The sequence below is a fragment of the Nitrospirillum guaranorum genome (genome assembly GCF_034653275.1).
Lineage (GTDB): Bacteria > Pseudomonadota > Alphaproteobacteria > Azospirillales > Azospirillaceae > Nitrospirillum.
The window spans coordinates 1,716,029-1,733,182 of record NZ_JAYEES010000003.1 but is presented as its reverse complement, the minus strand read 5'-3'; the positions used below and the strand labels follow the sequence as shown (position 1 = coordinate 1,733,182).

Sequence of the window (17,154 nt, the reverse complement as noted above, 5' to 3'; positions counted from 1 at the left end):
TCGCCATTTGGACCAGTACAGTTTGCTCAAACCGTACTGCACCATATCTTGTGACCGTCCGCAGCGATAGGCAGCATCGGCATCGTCACGAACCAGGATGCCCCACCATGACGGACACAACTGTCCCCACGCCCCTCACGGCGCCAACGCGCCAGCCGGCCGCGGGCTTCGTCTACGGCCTGATCGGCGTCATCATCTTCAGCGGCAGCCTGCCGGTGACCAAGATCGGCCTCGCCGGGCTGGATGCCAATTTCCTCAGCCTGGCGCGGGCGGCCCTGGCCGGCGTCATCGCCATCGGCCTGCTGGTCCTGCTGCGGCCCCGCCGGCCCGGCTGGCGCGACCTGCCCGCCCTGACGGTGGTCGCCGGCGGCGCGGTGGTCGGCTTTCCCCTGCTGTCGGCCCTGGCCCTGCGCTGGATGCCCAGCACCCACGCCGTCGTCTTCAGTGGCCTGTTGCCCATCTCGACCGCCGTGTTCGGCGCGCTGCGCGGCGGTGACCGGCCCCGGGCGTCCTTCTGGCTGTTCTCCTGCGCCGGCGCCGCGGCCATCGCCACCTATGCGCTGGCACCCGCCCTGCTGCGGGGTGGGGTCCAGTTGGCGCCCGGCGACGGACTGATGATCCTGGCCGTGGCCGTCTGCGGCCTGGCCTATGCGGAGGGCGCGCGCCTGTCGCGCCACCTGGGCGGCTGGCCGGTCATCTGCTGGGCGCTGGTGCTGTCCCTGCCCCTCATGGCGCCCCTGGCCTGGGCCACCTTCCCCACCGACTGGCAGTCCGTGCCGGCGAGCGCTTGGATGGCGCTGGGCTATGTCACCCTGTTCAGCATGCTGATCGGCTTTTTCTTCTGGTACCACGGCCTGGGCCTGGGCGGCACGGCGGCGGTGGGACAGATCCAGTTGCTGCAGCCCTTTTGCAGCTTCGGCCTGGCGGCCGTGCTGTTGGGTGAACCGGTGGGGCCGGCCGTCCTGGGCACGGCCCTGGTCGTGGTGCTGTGCGTGGCTGGCGCGCGACGGGCAAGCCGCCGGGGATAAGGCTTACGCCAGCCCCGCCTGCTCCGCCTCGCGCTCGCGGGCCTGGATGACGCGCATGACCACCTCGGCGGCGCGGCGGCTGGGCGGGGTGTCGCCCTGCCCCAGCCAGGCGGCCACCTCGGCCACGCCCTCGATCTGTTCCTGGCGGGCGGCGGGATCGTCCAGCAGGCGCCCCAGGGCCTCCGCCAGGCGCGACGGCCGGCATTCCTCCTGCAGCAGCTCCGGCACCAGCATGCGGTTCAGCATGATGTTGACCAGGTTGACGAAGCGCACCTTGATCAGGCCGCGATAAAGCCGGTAGGTCAACGGGTGGATGCGATAGGCGATTACGGCGGGCAGCCGGGCCAGCGCCAGTTCCAAGGCCACCGTGCCGGACGCGGCCAGGGCGGCCTCGCTGGCGGCGAAGGCGTCATACTTGTCCTGGTCACCCTCCACCACCACGGCGGGCAGCGGCCAGCTTTTCACCGCCTCCTCCACCAGCGCCTTGGTGGCGGGCACCGTGGGCACGGCCGCCACCACGCGCGGCAGGCGCGGCGCCAGGATGTCCAGCGCGCCCTTGAAATCGGGCAGCAGCTTGGTCACCTCGCTGCGGCGGCTGCCCGGCAGGATGGTGACGATCCGGGTGTCAGACTCCAGGTCGTGCTTGGCGCGGAAGCGGTCGGCATCGCCAGCGTCGGCGCCGCTCTCCACGATGGGATGGCCCACGAAGCTGCAGTCCAGGCCCGCCTTCTCGAAATAGGGCGGCTCGAACGGCAGCAGCGCCAGCAGATGGTCCAGGAACTTGGCGATCTTGGCGGCGCGCCCCGGGCGCCAAGCCCAGACGGTCGGGGCCACGTAATGGATCAAGGGAATGTCCGGGTTTGCCTTCTTGACCCGGCGCGCCACGCGGAAGCAGAAGTCCGGCGCGTCGATGGTCACCACCGCCGCCGGCTTCATGTCCAGGATGGCTTGTTCCGTCTGCTTCATGCGCCGCAGCAGGCTGGGCAGCTTGGGCAGCAGTTCCGCCAGGCCGAACAGGGCCAGTTCCTCCATGGGGAACAGGCTTTTCAAACCCTGCGCCTTCATGCGCTCCCCACCGATGCCGGCGAAGCGTATGGCGCCAAACGTTTCCTGCTTCAGGGCCAGCATCAGCCGGCCGCCCAGCACGTCGCCCGACGGCTCCCCCGCGACGAGGAAGACCAACGGCACATCCTCGCTCATACCGCCTCCGTAACGATACCGGTGACGAACAGGCCGGCGGCGTCCGCCGCCTGGGCCACCTGTTCAGTGCCCAAGGTCAGGGTGCCGCCCGCCTCAACCGCGATGCCGCGGAAACCATGGGCCGCCGCCTTCCGCACCGTTGTAACGCCGATGGTGGGCAGATCCAGGCGGATGTCCTGCTGGGGTTTGCGCATTTTGACCAGGATGGGGCCCGGCCCCTCGCGGCGCAGGCCGCCGCAGCGTTCGATCAGGGCGTCGGTGCCCTCGATGGCCTCGACCCCCAGCACCAGGCCCTGCTGCACCACCACCGCCTGGCCCACGTCCAGCAGGCCCAGGGTACGGGCCACGGCCACGCCGTGGTGGATGTCGGCCTCGGCGGCGGCGTCGGGCGCCAGGGCGCCCATGGGGCCGGCGGGGCTCAGCAGCCCCTGCACCAGGGCCTGCACGGCCACGACGGCGAACCCCTCCTCCTCCAGCGTCGCCACCAGGGCACGCAGGATGCCGTCGTCGCCCAACGCCTTGGCGCCGATGCGGGCGAAGAACTTGGCGGCAAACCAGTCGGGACGCATTTCGGCCAGGCTGGGCCGGCGCACGCGGCCGGCCAGCACGATCTCCCCCACCCCTTCGGCACGCAACCGGTCCAGGATGGCGCCGGCGGCGCCGATGCGGAAGATGGCCTGGGGCACGTCCGGGGGCACGATGGCGCCTTGGCCCTCGAGGGCCACGACGAAGACCGGGCGCCCCAGGGCGCGGCAAGTATCGACCAGCCGACTGGGCAGGTCGCCCCCGCCCGCCAGGATCCCCAGTTTTACGGGGGTGTCCGGCATCAGCGCGGCTGGCACAGGGCGCGGCCGCCACGGCCGCGGATAAAGGCCAGCACTTCCCCCACCACCGGGGTGGGATGCGCGCTTTCCACCGCCGCCATGCGGTCGGCCAGCGTGCCCTCGTGGCCGAAGATGCCGTCGAAGGCGGTGCGCAGGGCGTTCACATCCTCGCGCGTGAAGCCGCGGCGGGTCAGCCCCACCAGGTTCAGCCCCGCCAGGAAGGCGCGGTCGCCCTTCACCAGGCCATAGGGGATGACATCGCTTTCCACGCCCGACATGCCGCCGATCATGGCGTGGGCGCCGATGCGCACCCACTGGTGCACCGCCGACAGCCCGCCCAAGATGGCGTTGTCACCCACTTCGACATGGCCGCCCAGGGTGGCGTTGTTGGCCAGGATGACGTTGTCACCCACGATGCAGTCGTGCGCCACGTGGGACGAGGCCATGAACAGGCAGCCGTCGCCCACACGGGTGACCATGCCGCCGCCTTCCGTGCCGATGTGCATGGTCACATGCTCCCGGATCCGGTTGTTGCGGCCCACGATCAGTTCCGCCGGCTCCCCCTTGAACTTCAGGTCCTGGGGGGCGTGGCCGATGGAGGCGAAGGGATAGATGACGGTGCCGGCGCCCACCTGGGTGCGGCCTTCCACCACCACATGGCTTTTAAGGTCGACGCCATCACCCAGCGTGACATGGGGACCGACCACGCAGAAGGGGCCGATCTTGACCCCGGCGCCGAGCTGGGCGGCGGGGTCGACCACGGCGGTCGGGTGGATCACGGTCTCGCTCATCACGAATAAGGCCTAGCTGTCCATCACGATCATGGCGGCGTACGTGGCCTCGGCGCACAGCTGGCCGTCCACCCAGGCCTCACCCTTGAACTTCCACACGTTGCGGCGGTTCTGGATCTTCTGGACCTTGATCTCGACGCGGTCGCCCGGCACCACCGGACGGCGGAACTTCGCCTCCTCGATGGACATGAAGTAGACCAGCTTGCCTTCCGCCGACTCACCCAGCGTGTGCATGACCAGCACGGCCGAGGTCTGGGCCATGGCCTCCACGATCATGACGCCCGGCATGACGGGCTTCTGCGGGAAGTGGCCGGTGAAGAACGGCTCGTTGATCGTGACGTTCTTGATGCCCGTGCAGCTCTCACCCGTGATGATGTCGACAATCTTGTCGATCAACAGCATGGGATAACGGTGCGGGATCATCTGCATGATCCGCAGGATGTCCAAATCGGGCACCTTGCCAGGAACCTTCTGCTCTTCAGTCGTCACGTCCATCACCTTCGTTCCTACCCCGCACCAGGCGGCCCAGCGCCGCCACCTGGCGCAACCATTGCCGCATGGGCACGGCCGGCGAGCCGCCGACCTTTTCCCCCGGCCCCACGTCCCGCATGACACCGCTTTGTGCCGCGATCTGCGCGCCGGCCCCAATCTTCAGATGCCCCGTCACGCCGGCCTGTGCCGCCAGCACGACATGATGATCCAGCTTGGTGCTGCCCGATATCCCCGCCTGGGCCACGATGACGCAGCCGGCACCAAGGTGCACGTTGTGCCCGATTTGCACCAGATTATCAATCATACAGCCCCGGCCGATGATCGTGTCGGGCCCCGCCCCCCGGTCCACCGTGGCGTTGGCGCCGATTTCCACGTCATCCTCGATCAGCACGCGGCCCATCTGCGGCACGCGCACATGGCCGGCCAAGTCCATGGCGAAGCCGAAGCCGTCCTGGCCGATGCGGGCGCCGGGATATATGGTGACCCGCGATCCCAGGACGCAGTGGGTCAGCGAGGCGTTGGCGCCGATGACGGTGTCGTCCCCCAGCCGCACGTTCACGCCGATGGTGGCGTTGGGCCCGATGCGGCAGCGGGCGCCGATGACCGCCCCCGCCTCCACCACGGCACCGGCGGCGATATCCGTCCCCTCCCCCACCTCGGCGCTGGGGTCGACATGGGCACCGGCGCTGATCTTCCCCGACGGGGCGGTCGCCGGATAAAAGGCCTGGGCGCACAGGGCGTAGGCCTTGTACGGGTTGCGCGACAGCAGCAGGGCGACACCCGCCGGCGCCTTGGACGCGAGCGCCGGATGCACCACCACCGCACCCGCCCGGGTGGCGCTGAAGGCGGCCACGTACTTCTTGTTGTCCAGGAAGCTCAACTGCCCCGGCTCCGCCGCATCCAAGGCGGCGACGTCGCTCAAGACCAGATCCGGGTCGCAGCCCGGCGCCACCTCGGCGCCGGAGCGCCGCGCCAGCTCGGCAAGGGTGAAGGGCCCGGCCCGGTTGAAGAAACGGGGATCGGCCATGGAATGGCACCTTTCAACGGCAGTGACCGCGCCCGGACGCGCCATCCCCCGATGGAGGCGCCCGGAAACCGGTCAGTTCGGAACGTTGACCGTGATCTGCGGCAACGTGGCGTTCAAGCGTGACAACACCGTGTTGGTGATGTCCAACGCGTCGTCCGCCATATAGATGATGTTGGAACGCGGGATGACCAGCGTGAAACCATTCTCGCGGGCCACATCGCCCACCACGCGGACCATGCTGTCGCGCAGTTGGGCGCTGGCGGCGGCGAAGGCGTTGTCCAGCTGGCGCTTGCGTTCCTGCAGGCGTCGCTGCACCTCGGCCACCTGCTGCTCGAAGTCCTTGCGCTTGGCGTCGAAGTCCTCCTGGCCCAGCTTGGTCCGCTGGCTGGCCAGTTCCTTCTCCGCCTGCCGCAGGAACTGTTCCTGCTGCGACTGTTCCGCCTGGAACTTCTGGGTCTGCTCACTGTCCTGCCGCTTCATGCTCTGCATGGCGGAGCACTTTTCCAGCAGGAACTGCACGTCGACCACGGCGATGGAGGTCACCGGCTTCTGCTGGCCATCATTGGCCACCGGCTTGGCCTGCGCCTTGGCCGGGACCGCCGCCAGGGCGGCATGCGCGGGTGCCAAGCCCCCAAAACCAAGAACGAGGGCCGCCAAGGCGGCCCTCGCATGGGAAAGGCAAACGGCCGGGGGTGTGGTGCGGCGTGCGAACGCCATCATGTCCCGTCCCTTCGTTCTTAGAACTGCGAACCGAAGCTGAAGCGGAACTGCTGAATGCGGTCGTAGCTCTTCTTCATCCACGGATAGGCCAGGTCGATGCGGATGGGTCCGAAGGGCGACTTCCAGGACACGCCCACGCCCGAGGAAGCGCGGAACGCGAACTCGTCATGGAAATCGTCACCCGGCAACGGCGACTCACCGCTCTGGTCCAGGGCACCGATGTCGGTGAAGACGTGGAAGTCCACGCCCAATTCCTCCGGCAAGCCCAGCGGGAAGGTGACTTCCGACGTGCCGCGCACCAGACGCTTACCGCCCAGGGCGTCGTTGCCACCGTTGCTGCTGAAGGCGCGGGGGCCGACACCGGCCACCTGGAAGCCGCGCAGGGTGTCGCCGCCCAGGAAGAAGCGGTCCTGAATGCGCACGAACTCACCGCCCAGGCCCAGGATGTAGCCGACCTCGCCTTCGACCTTCAGCACGACATTGCTGAACAGCGGGAAGTAGATACCCGAGGTCAGGCGGTTGCGCAGGAAGTGCACGCTGCCGCCCAGGCCCGCCACCTGGTTGGTGATGGTGAAATAGTAACCGGAGGTGGGCTTCAGGCGGCTGTCACGGGCGTCGAAGGTCAGGGCGGACTGGACGGACGAGGTCGTCGTCGCACCCACCTGCTCCTGAACGAAGCGCGTGGTCTCATAGGTGATGTCGCTGATCCGGGTGTGGGACAGCGTGTAGGTCACCAGCTCGCGCAAGCGGTCGGAGATGGGGAAGCCGGCACGGATGTCGAAGCCCGTGCTGGACATGTCGTAGCTGTAGGACTCTTCCGTCGTGTTGGCGTTGCGGTCGGTACGGAACAGGTCCACACCCATCGCCAGATCCCGGTTCATGAAATAGGGATCGGTGTAGGAGATGGTGAATTCCTTGGAGTAGTAGGACCACATCGTCGAGAAACGGATGTCTTGGCCCGTACCCAGGAAGTTGCGCTGGCGGATCGAGAAGTCGATCAGCGCGCCTTCGGTGGTGGAATACCCCAGGCCCACCTGGATTTCACCGGTGGACTGCTCGCTGAGGTCGACGGTCAGCACCGCCTGGTCGGGCGTGCTGCCCTCGCTCGGCTTGATCTTGACGTCGTCGAAGAAGCCCAGGTCCTTCACACGCTGCTCGGAACGCTTGACCTTGGACGCGTTGAAGGGGTCGCCTTCGGCCAGCAGCAGCTCACGCCGCACCACCTTGTCCAGGGTGATGAGGTTGCCGTTGATGTCGATGCGCTCGACGAACACGCGCGGGCTGGGGTTGATCTCGAAGTGCAGATCAACGGTCTGCGTGTCGGCGTGGCGTTCCTCATTGGGATCCACCTGCACGAACGCGTACTGCTGGTCGCCCAGCTTGTCCTGCAGCTTGTTGATCGTGCTTTCGATCTTGTCGGCGTTGAACCAGTCGCCTTCCTTGGTCTCGATCACCTCCCGCAGGGGGGCCAGATCGATGTCCTTGATGGCGCTGGTCAGTTCGATCTTGCCGAACTTGTAACGCTTGCCCTCGTCCAGGGCCATGGTGATGAAAAACTTGTCGCGCGACGGCGTCAGTTCCGCGACGGACGACATCACCCGGAAATCGGGGTAGCCGTTGCGGAAGTAAAAGCGGCGGATCTGTTCCTTGTCGTAGGCCAGGCGATCAGGATCATAGGTGTCGTCGCTGGACAGGAAGCGCCACCAACGCAATTCCTTGGTCACCATGACGTTGCGCAGGTCGCTGTCGTCATAAATGTTGTTGTTGATGAAGCTGATCAGCTGCACGCCGGTCAGCGGGCCTTCGTCGATCTCGAACACCAGGTCGACGCGGTTCTGTTCCAGCTGGACGATCTTGGGTTCGATGCGCGCGGCGAAGCGGCCGTTACGGCGGTAGACGTCCAGCATGCGCTGCACGTCCTGCTGCACGCGGGACCGGGTGAACACCAGGCGCGAGCGCAGCTGGACTTCGGACTGCAGGTCCTCGGTCTTGACGCGCTTGTTCCCTTCGAAGACCACGCGGTTGATGATCGGGTTCTCGACCACGGCCACCACCAGGGTGTCGCCGTCGCGACGCAGGGTCACGTCGGCGAACAGGCCGGTGGCGAACAGGGCCTTCAGCGATTCATCGATCTTGTCCGGATTGAAGGCATCGCCCTGCGACACCACCAGGTAGGAGCGGACCGTGGCCTGCTCGATACGCTGGGTGCCTTCGACGCGGATGTCCTTGATGACGCCACCGGACAGGATCTCCTGAGCCCAGGCACCGGACGAAAGAGCGACAGCTGACGTTGCGGTGGTGCCGGCGATAGCCAGGCACAGCGCCGCTACTCTCGAAACCGAACCCAATTATTTCCCCCGGTCAAACTTTGGAAATCAGAGACTTAACGAAACTGCCCACGCCAAAGTGGATCAGATCGTTCCAAGTGGCGAAAATCATGAGACTAAGTACCAAAGCCAGGCCGATCCGGAAACCATATTCCTGAGCGCGCTCGCCCAGGGGACGGCCCCGCAAAGCCTCCAGGCCATAGTACATAAGATGCCCGCCGTCCAGCATGGGGACGGGAAAGAGGTTGATCAGGCCCAGGTTCACCGACAGCACGGTCATGAACCAGATGACCTGGACCAGGCCCAACTGGGCCATCTGCCCGGACATCTGCACGATGCGCAGCGGCCCGCCCAGATCTTCCGTGCCATGGCTGCCTGCGATCATTTGGCCCACCGCGTCCAGCGTGCCGGTGATCAGCGCCCACGTCGCCTTGCACGCCGCCCACACGGCGTTCAGCGGGTCGCGGCGGTGGTATTCGTCCTGCCCGCGGATGACGCCCAGGCGGCCGATGCGGCTCTTGTTGCCGAAGCGGTCTTCCGACTCAACGGCGCGCGGCGTGACCCGCAGGTCCATCTGCGCGTCGCCGCGCTGCACCTTCACATCCAGCGTCACGTCCGGATTGAGGGCGATGATCTGCTGCAGATCCTCGAACCGCTCGATCTGGTGGCCGCCCAGTTCCAGCACGCGGTCGCCGGCCTGCAGGCCGGCCACGGCGGCGGCGCTGTCCGGCTCCACCTGCTGCAGCACGGCCGGCGTGTAGGGCTGGCCATAGAACATGAACAGCAGCGACAGGGCCACGATGGCGAACAGGAAATTGGCCATGGGGCCCGCCACCACGATGGCGGCGCGCTGGCCCACCCGCTTGTAGTGGAAGGAGACGGCGCGCTCCTCCGGCGTCATGGAGCGGGTCTCGGCGCCGGGCCGGCTGGCGGCGTCGGCGTCACCGAACATCTTCACGTAGCCGCCCAGCGGGATCAGGCTGAATTTCCAGCGCGTGCCGGCGCGGTCGTTGAAACCCCAGATTTCCGGACCGAAGCCGATGGAGAACACATCCACCCGCACGCCGTTGCGGCGCGCGATGTAGTAATGGCCGAACTCGTGCACGAACACGAGGACGGTCAAGACCACCAGGAAGGTGCCCCCATAGGTGCTGGCGTAGTTCACGATCTGATGCATCGTCCCAAACTCCAATAACACCCCCTCCTTCAGGGCTTCCCCGCCTCACCCCGCCTTCCGGCGCGGAAACTGGGACACGCATGAGAAGAGGGCCTGTTTGCCTGGTCGCGATGGTGCGCCGCGTTGGTGAACAAAACGTCACCGACAGCGGCTTCGCAACCCGGCCGGCAGGCCCCGGTCATCCTTGAACGGCCGGGACCCCCGTTTCCTATCGCGCCTGAATCGCTTCAGCCGCGACCCGCCGCGCAACGGTATCGACTTCGCGCACATCGTCCAGTGAATTAAGGCGGGAATGCGGCACAGTCGTCATCGTGTGCTCGACAACGCGCTCGATATCCAGGAAGCCGATGCGGCCATCCAGGAAGGCGGCCACGGCCACCTCGTTGGCGGCGTTCATGACGCAGGCGGCGCAGCCGCCGGCCCGCATGGCCTCGCGTGCCAGCCGTAGCGCCGGGAATTTCTCCGGATCGGGCGCGTAGAATTCCAGATGGCCGGCGGTCACCAGGTTCAGACGGTCGCCCGGGGTGGCGATGCGGTGCGGCCAGCCCAGGGCCACGGCGATGGGCGTGCGCATGTCCGGCGTGCCCAGCTGCGCCAGGACGGAGCCGTCGACATATTCCACCAGGCTGTGCACCACCGACTGCGGATGGACCAGCACGTCGATCTTATCCTCGGGCATGCCGAACAGGTGGTGGGCCTCGATGACCTCCAGCCCCTTGTTCATCATGGTGGCGCTGTCGACCGAGATCTTGGCGCCCATGTCCCAGGTGGGGTGCGACACCGCTTCCTTGACCGTGGCGCGGGCCATGTCCTCGCGCGTCTTGTTGCGGAAGGGACCGCCCGAGGCGGTCAGGATCAGGCGGCTCACGCCCTCCACCCGCTCGGAGTCGAAAACCTGGAAGATGGCGCTGTGTTCGCTGTCCACCGGCAGCAGGGTGGCGCCGTGGCGCTTCACCTCGGCCATCATCAGCGACCCGGCGCAGACCAGCACCTCCTTGTTGGCGAAGGCCACGGTGGCACCACGGCGGGCGGCGGCCAGCGTCGGTTCCATGCCGGCGGCGCCCACGATGGCAGCCATGACCCAGTCCGCGGGCCGCGCGGCGGCGTCCACCACCGCCTGGGCGCCGGCGGCGACCTCGATGCCGGTGCCGGACAGCGCGTCCTTCAGGGCGGCGTAGTGGGCCTCATCCGCCACCACGGCGGCCTTAGCGCGCAGCTCCTTGGCCTGGCGGGCCAGCAGGTCCACGTTCTTGCGGGCCACCAGCGCCTCGACCTCGTACTTCTCCGGATCGGCCGCGACCAGCTCGACCGTGTTGCAGCCCACCGAGCCGGTGGAGCCCAGGATGGTCACCGTGCGCGCGTCCGGCATGGCGGCGGGCGCCGCCTCCGGGGCCGCCACGGCCTGCAGGGAACTCACCACCATGACCCATTCTCCCCAATCAGGGCGTGGAACAGCGCGAACACCGGCGCCGCCATGACCAGCCCATCAATACGATCCAACAATCCGCCATGCCCGGGGATCAGCGAGCCGCTGTCCTTCACGTCGCACCGGCGCTTCATATACGATTCGAACAGGTCGCCCGCCTGACCCACCACCGCGATGACGGCCGCCACCAGGGCGCCGGCGCCGGGCGAGGACACGGTCGCCAGCGGCGACAGGGCCAACCCTACCAAAGCCGCGGCCGCCATGCCGCCCAAAAGGCCCGCCCAGGTCTTCTTCGGGCTGATGCGCGGCGCCAGCTTGGGTCCCCCGATGGTGCGGCCGGCGGCATAGGCGCCGATATCGGTGGCCCAGATGGCCAGCAGCAGGAACAGGAACAGCCAGGGGGCGTCGGGGCCCGCCCGGTTGCGGATCCAGTCCAGCGCCAGACAGCCGCCGCCGACGTAGGGAACGATCAGCGCGAACAGGATGGGCGCCGGCAACCGGCCGCCCTGCCCCGCGTCCGGCACCTCCGGCACGCGCGGATGGCCGCCCGCGGCGGCCCACCACAACAGCGCCGTCTGCGCCGCCAGCAAGACCAGGGCGTAAAGCGGCCCGGCCACGAACTCGCCACTGAGGGTGACCAGGATGGTCATCAGCCCCATGGCCGTGGCCCAGGGCTGGCGCCCCGGCACCACCAGGCGCAGCCATTCCAGGCCGGCGATGACGGCGACCGCCACCAGCACCAGCTGGAAGACGATGCCGCCCAGCCACACGGCCACCAGGACCGGGGGCCCCAGGACCAAAGCGGAGAAGATACGGGTTTTCAGATCACCCGGCAGCTTGGCCAACAGCCCTTCAGCGCGTTCCAACCGTTGCCCCATACCGGCGGTCGCGCCGATGGAATTCCTGGATGGCGTCATCCAATTCCTGGCGACCGAAATCCGGCCACAGCGTTTCCACGAACACCAGCTCCGCATAGGCCATTTGCCACAGCAGGAAGTTGCTGATGCGTTTTTCCCCGCTGGTGCGGATCACCAGGTCCGGATCGGGGATGTCCTGGGTATAGAGCGAGGCGCCCAGGCTTTCCACCGTCACCTGGTCGGGCGTCAGGCGCCCGGCCCTCACCTCTTCCGCCAAATGGCGGGCCGCGTTGGCGATTTCCTGGCGCGAGCCGTAGCTGAGCGCCATGACCAAGGTCAGGCCGGTGTTGTTCGCCGTCAGGGTCTCGGCGTTGGTGATCAGCGTGACGATGTCGGGCGCCAGGCGCGACCGGTCACCGATGATGCGCAGCCGCACGCCGTTCTTGTGCAGGGTGGCGATCTCACCCCGCAGGTAGAACCGCAGCAGGTGCATCAGTTCGCTGACCTCCCCCTCCGGCCGGCTCCAGTTCTCCGACGAGAAGCTGAACAGGGTGAGGTAGGACACGCCCAGTTCCCGCGCCGCCTCCAGCACCCGCCGCACCGCCTCCACGCCCTTTTTGTGGCCGGCGGTGCGGGGCAGGCCCCGGCGCGTCGCCCAGCGCCCATTGCCATCCATGATGATGGCGATATGGGCGGGCGGGCGGGCGTTCAGGGGCACTGCGGCACCGGACATGGGACTCTCGAAGAAACAGGAACCGGGACGGGTAGGAATGAAAGCGAACCTGGGACGCCACCTCAGATCTGGGTGATGTCCTTTTCCTTGGCGGCGAACGCCTCATCGATCTTCTTGATGTGGGCGTCGGTCAGGGCCTGCACCTTGTCCGACCACGTCTTGTGCTCGTCCTCGGACAGATCGCCGTCCTTCTGCGCCTTCTTCAGCAGGTCCATGCCGTCGCGGCGCACGTTGCGCACGGCCACGCGGGCCTGCTCGGCGTACTTGTTGGCGACCTTCACCAGTTCCTGGCGGCGCTCCTGGTTCAGGTCCGGGATGGGCACGCGGATGGTCTGGCCTTCGGTCTGCGGGTTAAGGCCCAGGCCAGCCTCGCGAATGGCCTTCTCGGTGGCCTTCACCATGCTGCGGTCCCACACCTGCACGGTGATCAGGCGCGGCTCGGGCACGCCGATGGTGGCGACCTGGACCAGGGGCATATGCGACCCATAGGCCTCGACCGTCACCGGTTCCAGCAGGCTGGCCGACGCGCGGCCGGTGCGCAGGCCGGCGAATTCCTTGCGCAAGTTCTCCACGGCGCCATCCATGCGCCGGCTGATGCCATCGATATCGGGGGCGGCCACGTTCAAGCCTCTTCTTCCGTAATGATCGTGAAATGACCCCTTCCATCCATGACTTCGGCGAAACCGCCTTCCTGATGGATGGAAAAGACGAGGATAGGAATGTTGTTCTCGCGCGCCAGCGAAATCGCCGTCGCGTCCATGACCTGCAGGTCGTTGGACAGCACATGCAGGTAGCTCAGGGAGCTCAGGCGCTCGGCCGTGGGATCCTTCTTGGGATCGGCGGTGTAGACGCCATCCACCTTGGTGCCCTTCAGCAGGGCCTCGCAGCCCATTTCCGAGGCGCGCAGGGCGGCGGCCGTATCGGTGGTGAAGAACGGGTTGCCGGTACCGGCGGCGAAAATCACCACCCGGCCCTTCTCCATATGGCGCACGGCGCGGCGGCGGATGAAGGGCTCGCACACGCTGGCCATGGGGATGGCGGACTGCACGCGGGTGGGCACGTCGATGCGTTCCAGCGCGCTCTGCATGGCCAGGGCGTTCATCACGGTGGCCAGCATGCCCATGTTGTCGGCCGTGGCGCGTTCCATGCCCGACGCGGCGCCCGAGACGCCCCGGAAAATGTTACCACCGCCGATGACCAGGCAAACCTCGACACCCATATGGACGACGGTCTTCACCTCGTTGGCGACGCGGTTGACGACCTTCTGGTCGAGACCGAATTCACGGTCCCCCATCAGCGCCTCGCCCGAGATTTTCAATAGCACGCGTTTGTATCGGGCAGCCACGGGGTCAGGTCCTCTCGCCAGTTGGTGGGCCCGGCGGCAAGCCGGGTTGGGAAGCCACGAGTGTCCGGGGTCAGATCCGGGTTAGCTCTACTGCAAACTTGCCCCCGCCGCCAAGTCTGGCGTTGCGGGAAGGCAGCACAACAGAGCCCCGAATTGTGCCGTCAAAATGACGCCGGGCCCGAGGCACACGAAAGAGCGGCGCGGACAATCACGCCGGCGGCCACTCTACTCACTTGGAATTGTCGGGAAAATCGCCATCCGGCGCTGACACAGAAATGGTGCCGGGGATGGCTTGGGGGCCGCCGCCATTGCAGGGGGCACCCAAGAAACCGGCGCGCCCATCGCTGGACGCGCCGGTCTTACTCAACTCAGGTCGGCTGCGGGATCAGCGCGCCATCGAGGCCACTTCGGCCGCGAAGTCGCTCTCTTCCTTCTCGATGCCGTCGCCCAGCACGAAGCGCACGAAGCCGGTCAGCTTCACCGGGGCGCCCACGTCCTTGGCGGCGTTCTCGACGACCTTGCGGATCTTGGTCTCCTGGTCGATGACGTAGGTCTGCTCCAGCAGCACCACTTCCTCGTAGTACTTGCGCAGGCGGCCTTCCACCATCTTGGCGATGATGTCCTCGGCCTTGCCCGAGGCGCGGGCCTGGTCGGCCAGCACGTTCCGCTCACGGTCCAGGGCGGCGGTATCGACGTCGGCGATGTCCAGGGCTTCCGGACGGGCGGCGGCGATGTGCATGGCGATCTGGCGGCCCAGTTCCTGCAGCTTGGCCTTGTCACCGGTCGACTCCAGGGCCACCAGCACGCCGATCTTGCCCAGGCCGCCGGTCAGGGCGTTGTGGACGTAGGTGGCGACGACGCCGTCGGTGACCGACAGGCGGGCGGCGCGGCGCAGGTTCATGTTCTCGCCGATGGTGGCGACCAGGTGGGTCAGCTCTTCCGCGACGGTGCGGCCGTTGCCGAAAGCCTGGCCCTTCAGGGACTCGACGTTGGCATCGGCCAGCGCCAGCTTGGTCACGCCGGACACCAGGGCCTGGAACAGGTCGTTGCGGGCGACGAAGTCGGTCTCGGCGTTGATCTCGACGGCGGCGCCGACGGTGCCCTGGGAGGCGACACCGACCAGGCCCTCGGCGGCGACGCGGCCGGCCTTCTTGGCGGCGGCGGCCAAGCCCTTCTTGCGCAGCCAGTCGATGGCGCCCTCGATGTCGCCGGCGACCTCGTTCAGGGCCTTCTTGCAGTCCATCATGCCGGCGCCGGTCTTCTCGCGCAGCTCCTTAACGAGCGCAGCCGTAATCTCAGCCATCTTCGCCTCTCTCATCGCGTCAGGGCGGACGGGCGTCCGCAGGGATTTTGATCAGGGATCGGACGGACGTCGCCGTCCGCATCCGGAAATTCGTGGGGCCGCCACCCCAGCGGGGGGCCACCCATATGACAGCCGCCCCGAAACGGGGCGGTGGTCGGCCGGGAGCGGGAATGTTTGAAGCATCCCAACAACCCGGACAGTCCAGGGGCACCGCCCCCGGACAGCAAGCCGGCCGGACCGAAACCCCTGACGGAGCCCCGGCCCGGCCGTTCGCTTAAGCCTTAGGCCTCGGCCGCGACTTCGGCTTCCTCGGCGGGGATCTCTTCCACCGGGGCCTCTTCCGAAGCGCCGACATCGATGCCCGAGGCGGCCATCTCAGCGTGCAGGCCATCCAGCACGGCGCCGGAGATCAGCTCGCAGTACAGCTCGATGGCGCGCAGGGCGTCGTCGTTGCCGGGGATGGGGAAGGTCACGCCGTCGGGGTTGCTGTTGCTGTCCAGCACGGCCACCACGGGGATGCCCAGCTTGTTGGCTTCCTGAACAGCCAGCGACTCCTTGTTGGTGTCGATGATGACCAGGATGTCCGGCAGGCCGCCCATCTCCTTGATGCCGCCCAGCGCCCGCTCCAGCTTGTCGCGGTCACGGGTGCGGTTCAGCAGTTCCTTCTTGGTCAGGCCGGCGATCTGGCCGCCCAGCAGCTCATCCATCTCGCGCAGGCGCTTAATGGACTGGGAGATGGTCTTCCAGTTGGTCAGCATGCCGCCGAGCCAACGATGGTTGACGTAGTACTGGCCGCAGCGACCAGCGGCCTCGGCCACCTTCTCCTGGGCCTGGCGCTTGGTGCCGACGAACAGGACGCGGCCACCACCGGCGACCACGTCACGCACGGCCTGCATGGCGCGGTGCAGCATGGGCACCGACTGCTCCAGGTCGATGATGTGCACACCGTTGCGCACGCCGAAGATGTACGGGGCCATCTTCGGGTTCCAGCGACGGGTGTGGTGACCGAAATGCACGCCGGCTTCCAGCAGCTGGCGCATGGTAAAGGTAGGCATAGCCATGAAACGGAACCTTTCTCCGGTTTGGCCTCCGTGGGCAATGCCCCTTGGCCACCTGGCCTCAGGACACCGGAAGCGGACCGCCCAGATAATAAGGACGCCCCGCAAGCCCACGTGTGGGATTGACGATGGCCGGTGTGATACTCCGCCGCCCCGGCGATTTCAACCCCGAAGCGCGGGCGCCCGCCCTGCGGGAACGAAAGGGGTCCCCCGCGCCGGGCGCTTGGCAGCGCGGGGTGCCCACGCCTATGGTGCGGCCCATGTTCGCCCCCACCGAAACCGCCGCTGAGACGCCCCTGGCGGAGGCCCGCGCCGCGCTGGCCCGCAGCTATGCCGACCTGGGCCTGGCGCCACCCGCCATCACCGCGGTGGCCGCCCGCGCCCTGCCGGACACCGTGCGCCCGCGCCTGGACCATGTCGACGGCATGACGGCGGCCCTGGCCCGCCACGCCGGCGGCCCGGTCAGCGTCAACGTCCAGGCCCGCACCCGCGACCAGGGTCCCGATCTCGACCGGCTGCGCCGGCTCGTCATCCTGGCGGCGCGGGCCGATGGCCGCCCCCTGGCCCTGGGCCTGCTGAGCGTCGACCTGCTGGCCTTGCCGCCGCCCGTGGCGGCGGAGGCGCTGGCGGAGAAGACACCCTTCGGCACCCTGCTGGCCGATGCCGGCCTGCCCTTCCTCAGCCGGCCGCGGCTGTTCTTCACCCTGGCGGCCGACACGGCGCTGATCCGCCTGCTGGGAGGCACGGAGGGCGAGACGCTCTACGGTCGCCTGGCCCACCTGGCCCTCACCCTGCCCGGCGCCGAGCGCCCCATGGCCCGGGTGGTGGAAATCCTGCGGCCCTGAA

At 67.6% G+C, this 17,154-nt stretch carries 17 protein-coding genes; 2 read left to right on the top strand and 15 right to left on the bottom strand.

Annotation, left to right across the window (positions count from 1 at the left end):
• Nucleotides 1–107: 107 nt before the first annotated feature.
• The gene (locus UAJ10_RS16915; protein ID WP_322916383.1) at nt 108–1,028 is read left to right on the top strand and encodes a DMT family transporter; all 921 of its coding nucleotides are present in this window, start codon (nt 108–110) and stop codon (nt 1,026–1,028) included.
• A 3-nt stretch (nt 1,029–1,031) separates the two neighbouring features.
• On the opposite strand, the gene lpxB is transcribed toward UAJ10_RS16915, so the two are convergent.
• The 15 genes from lpxB to rpsB form a co-directional block, all read right to left on the bottom strand.
• Nucleotides 1,032–2,228, bottom strand: a complete 1,197-nt coding sequence (gene lpxB, locus UAJ10_RS16910; protein WP_322916382.1) for a lipid-A-disaccharide synthase — start codon at nt 2,226–2,228, stop codon at nt 1,032–1,034.
• Nucleotides 2,225–3,055, bottom strand: a complete 831-nt coding sequence (locus tag UAJ10_RS16905) for an LpxI family protein (protein ID WP_322916381.1) — start codon at nt 3,053–3,055, stop codon at nt 2,225–2,227. The genes lpxB and UAJ10_RS16905 overlap by 4 nt, the downstream gene beginning before the upstream one ends.
• Nucleotides 3,055–3,843 (bottom strand): acyl-ACP--UDP-N-acetylglucosamine O-acyltransferase, encoded by a 789-nt coding sequence (lpxA, locus tag UAJ10_RS16900; protein ID WP_322916380.1) that lies wholly within the window; start codon nt 3,841–3,843, stop codon nt 3,055–3,057. The genes UAJ10_RS16905 and lpxA overlap by 1 nt, the downstream gene beginning before the upstream one ends.
• 12 nt (nt 3,844–3,855) lie before the next feature.
• Entirely contained in the window at nt 3,856–4,338 is a 483-nt protein-coding gene (gene fabZ / locus UAJ10_RS16895; protein WP_004273206.1) for a 3-hydroxyacyl-ACP dehydratase FabZ, read from the bottom strand.
• Nucleotides 4,322–5,362, bottom strand: coding sequence for a UDP-3-O-(3-hydroxymyristoyl)glucosamine N-acyltransferase (gene lpxD, locus UAJ10_RS16890; protein ID WP_322916379.1), 1,041 nt, complete (start codon nt 5,360–5,362; stop codon nt 4,322–4,324). Before lpxD ends, fabZ begins: the two co-directional genes overlap by 17 nt.
• A gap of 72 nt (nt 5,363–5,434) precedes the next feature.
• Complete coding sequence (locus UAJ10_RS16885; RefSeq protein WP_322916378.1) at nt 5,435–5,989, bottom strand: OmpH/Skp family outer membrane protein; 555 nt, start codon at nt 5,987–5,989, stop codon at nt 5,435–5,437.
• A gap of 110 nt (nt 5,990–6,099) precedes the next feature.
• Entirely contained in the window at nt 6,100–8,430 is a 2,331-nt protein-coding gene (gene bamA, locus UAJ10_RS16880; protein WP_322916377.1) for an outer membrane protein assembly factor BamA, read from the bottom strand.
• A 13-nt stretch (nt 8,431–8,443) separates the two neighbouring features.
• On the bottom strand, nt 8,444–9,586 hold the full coding sequence (gene rseP, locus UAJ10_RS16875; RefSeq protein ID WP_322916376.1) for an RIP metalloprotease RseP: 1,143 nt from the start codon (nt 9,584–9,586) through the stop codon (nt 8,444–8,446).
• A 208-nt stretch (nt 9,587–9,794) separates the two neighbouring features.
• Nucleotides 9,795–10,955 carry a 1-deoxy-D-xylulose-5-phosphate reductoisomerase gene (locus UAJ10_RS16870; protein WP_322917343.1) on the bottom strand — a complete coding sequence of 387 codons (1,161 nt, stop codon included), beginning with the start codon at nt 10,953–10,955 and terminating at the stop codon, nt 9,795–9,797.
• 44 nt (nt 10,956–10,999) lie between these two features.
• Nucleotides 11,000–11,878: a phosphatidate cytidylyltransferase gene (locus UAJ10_RS16865; protein WP_322916375.1), complete on the bottom strand. Its 879-nt coding sequence runs from the start codon at nt 11,876–11,878 to the stop codon at nt 11,000–11,002.
• Nucleotides 11,865–12,602, bottom strand: coding sequence for an isoprenyl transferase (locus tag UAJ10_RS16860; protein WP_322916374.1), 738 nt, complete (start codon nt 12,600–12,602; stop codon nt 11,865–11,867). The genes UAJ10_RS16865 and UAJ10_RS16860 overlap by 14 nt, the downstream gene beginning before the upstream one ends.
• Nucleotides 12,603–12,664: 62 nt before the next feature.
• Nucleotides 12,665–13,222: a ribosome recycling factor gene (frr, locus tag UAJ10_RS16855; protein ID WP_186457425.1), complete on the bottom strand. Its 558-nt coding sequence runs from the start codon at nt 13,220–13,222 to the stop codon at nt 12,665–12,667.
• 2 nt (nt 13,223–13,224) lie between these two features.
• Nucleotides 13,225–13,947 carry a UMP kinase gene (gene pyrH / locus UAJ10_RS16850; RefSeq protein WP_411861199.1) on the bottom strand — a complete coding sequence of 241 codons (723 nt, stop codon included), beginning with the start codon at nt 13,945–13,947 and terminating at the stop codon, nt 13,225–13,227.
• A gap of 385 nt (nt 13,948–14,332) precedes the next feature.
• On the bottom strand, nt 14,333–15,250 hold the full coding sequence (tsf, locus tag UAJ10_RS16845; RefSeq protein WP_322916373.1) for a translation elongation factor Ts: 918 nt from the start codon (nt 15,248–15,250) through the stop codon (nt 14,333–14,335).
• Between the two features lie 281 nt (nt 15,251–15,531).
• Nucleotides 15,532–16,311, bottom strand: a complete 780-nt coding sequence (rpsB, locus tag UAJ10_RS16840; protein WP_040843524.1) for a 30S ribosomal protein S2 — start codon at nt 16,309–16,311, stop codon at nt 15,532–15,534.
• A gap of 257 nt (nt 16,312–16,568) precedes the next feature.
• Here rpsB and UAJ10_RS16835 point away from each other — a divergent pair, with 257 nt between their 5' ends.
• Nucleotides 16,569–17,153 (top strand): hypothetical protein, encoded by a 585-nt coding sequence (locus tag UAJ10_RS16835; RefSeq protein ID WP_322916372.1) that lies wholly within the window; start codon nt 16,569–16,571, stop codon nt 17,151–17,153.
• Nucleotide 17,154: the final 1 nt, after the last annotated feature.

What these genes read in the sequence shown, in the direction of transcription:
- UAJ10_RS16915 (WP_322916383.1), top strand. Translation starts at nt 108, where the DNA reads ATGACGGACACAACTGTCCCCACGCCCCTCACGGCGCCAACGCGCCAG.
- lpxB (WP_322916382.1), bottom strand. Translation starts at nt 2,228, where the DNA reads ATGAGCGAGGATGTGCCGTTGGTCTTCCTCGTCGCGGGGGAGCCGTCG.
- UAJ10_RS16905 (WP_322916381.1), bottom strand. Translation starts at nt 3,055, where the DNA reads ATGCCGGACACCCCCGTAAAACTGGGGATCCTGGCGGGCGGGGGCGAC.
- lpxA (WP_322916380.1), bottom strand. Translation starts at nt 3,843, where the DNA reads ATGAGCGAGACCGTGATCCACCCGACCGCCGTGGTCGACCCCGCCGCC.
- fabZ (WP_004273206.1), bottom strand. Translation starts at nt 4,338, where the DNA reads ATGGACGTGACGACTGAAGAGCAGAAGGTTCCTGGCAAGGTGCCCGAT.
- lpxD (WP_322916379.1), bottom strand. Translation starts at nt 5,362, where the DNA reads ATGGCCGATCCCCGTTTCTTCAACCGGGCCGGGCCCTTCACCCTTGCC.
- rseP (WP_322916376.1), bottom strand. Translation starts at nt 9,586, where the DNA reads ATGCATCAGATCGTGAACTACGCCAGCACCTATGGGGGCACCTTCCTG.
- UAJ10_RS16870 (WP_322917343.1), bottom strand. Translation starts at nt 10,955, where the DNA reads ATGCCGGACGCGCGCACGGTGACCATCCTGGGCTCCACCGGCTCGGTG.
- UAJ10_RS16860 (WP_322916374.1), bottom strand. Translation starts at nt 12,602, where the DNA reads ATGTCCGGTGCCGCAGTGCCCCTGAACGCCCGCCCGCCCGCCCATATC.
- tsf (WP_322916373.1), bottom strand. Translation starts at nt 15,250, where the DNA reads ATGGCTGAGATTACGGCTGCGCTCGTTAAGGAGCTGCGCGAGAAGACC.
- rpsB (WP_040843524.1), bottom strand. Translation starts at nt 16,311, where the DNA reads ATGGCTATGCCTACCTTTACCATGCGCCAGCTGCTGGAAGCCGGCGTG.
- UAJ10_RS16835 (WP_322916372.1), top strand. Translation starts at nt 16,569, where the DNA reads ATGTTCGCCCCCACCGAAACCGCCGCTGAGACGCCCCTGGCGGAGGCC.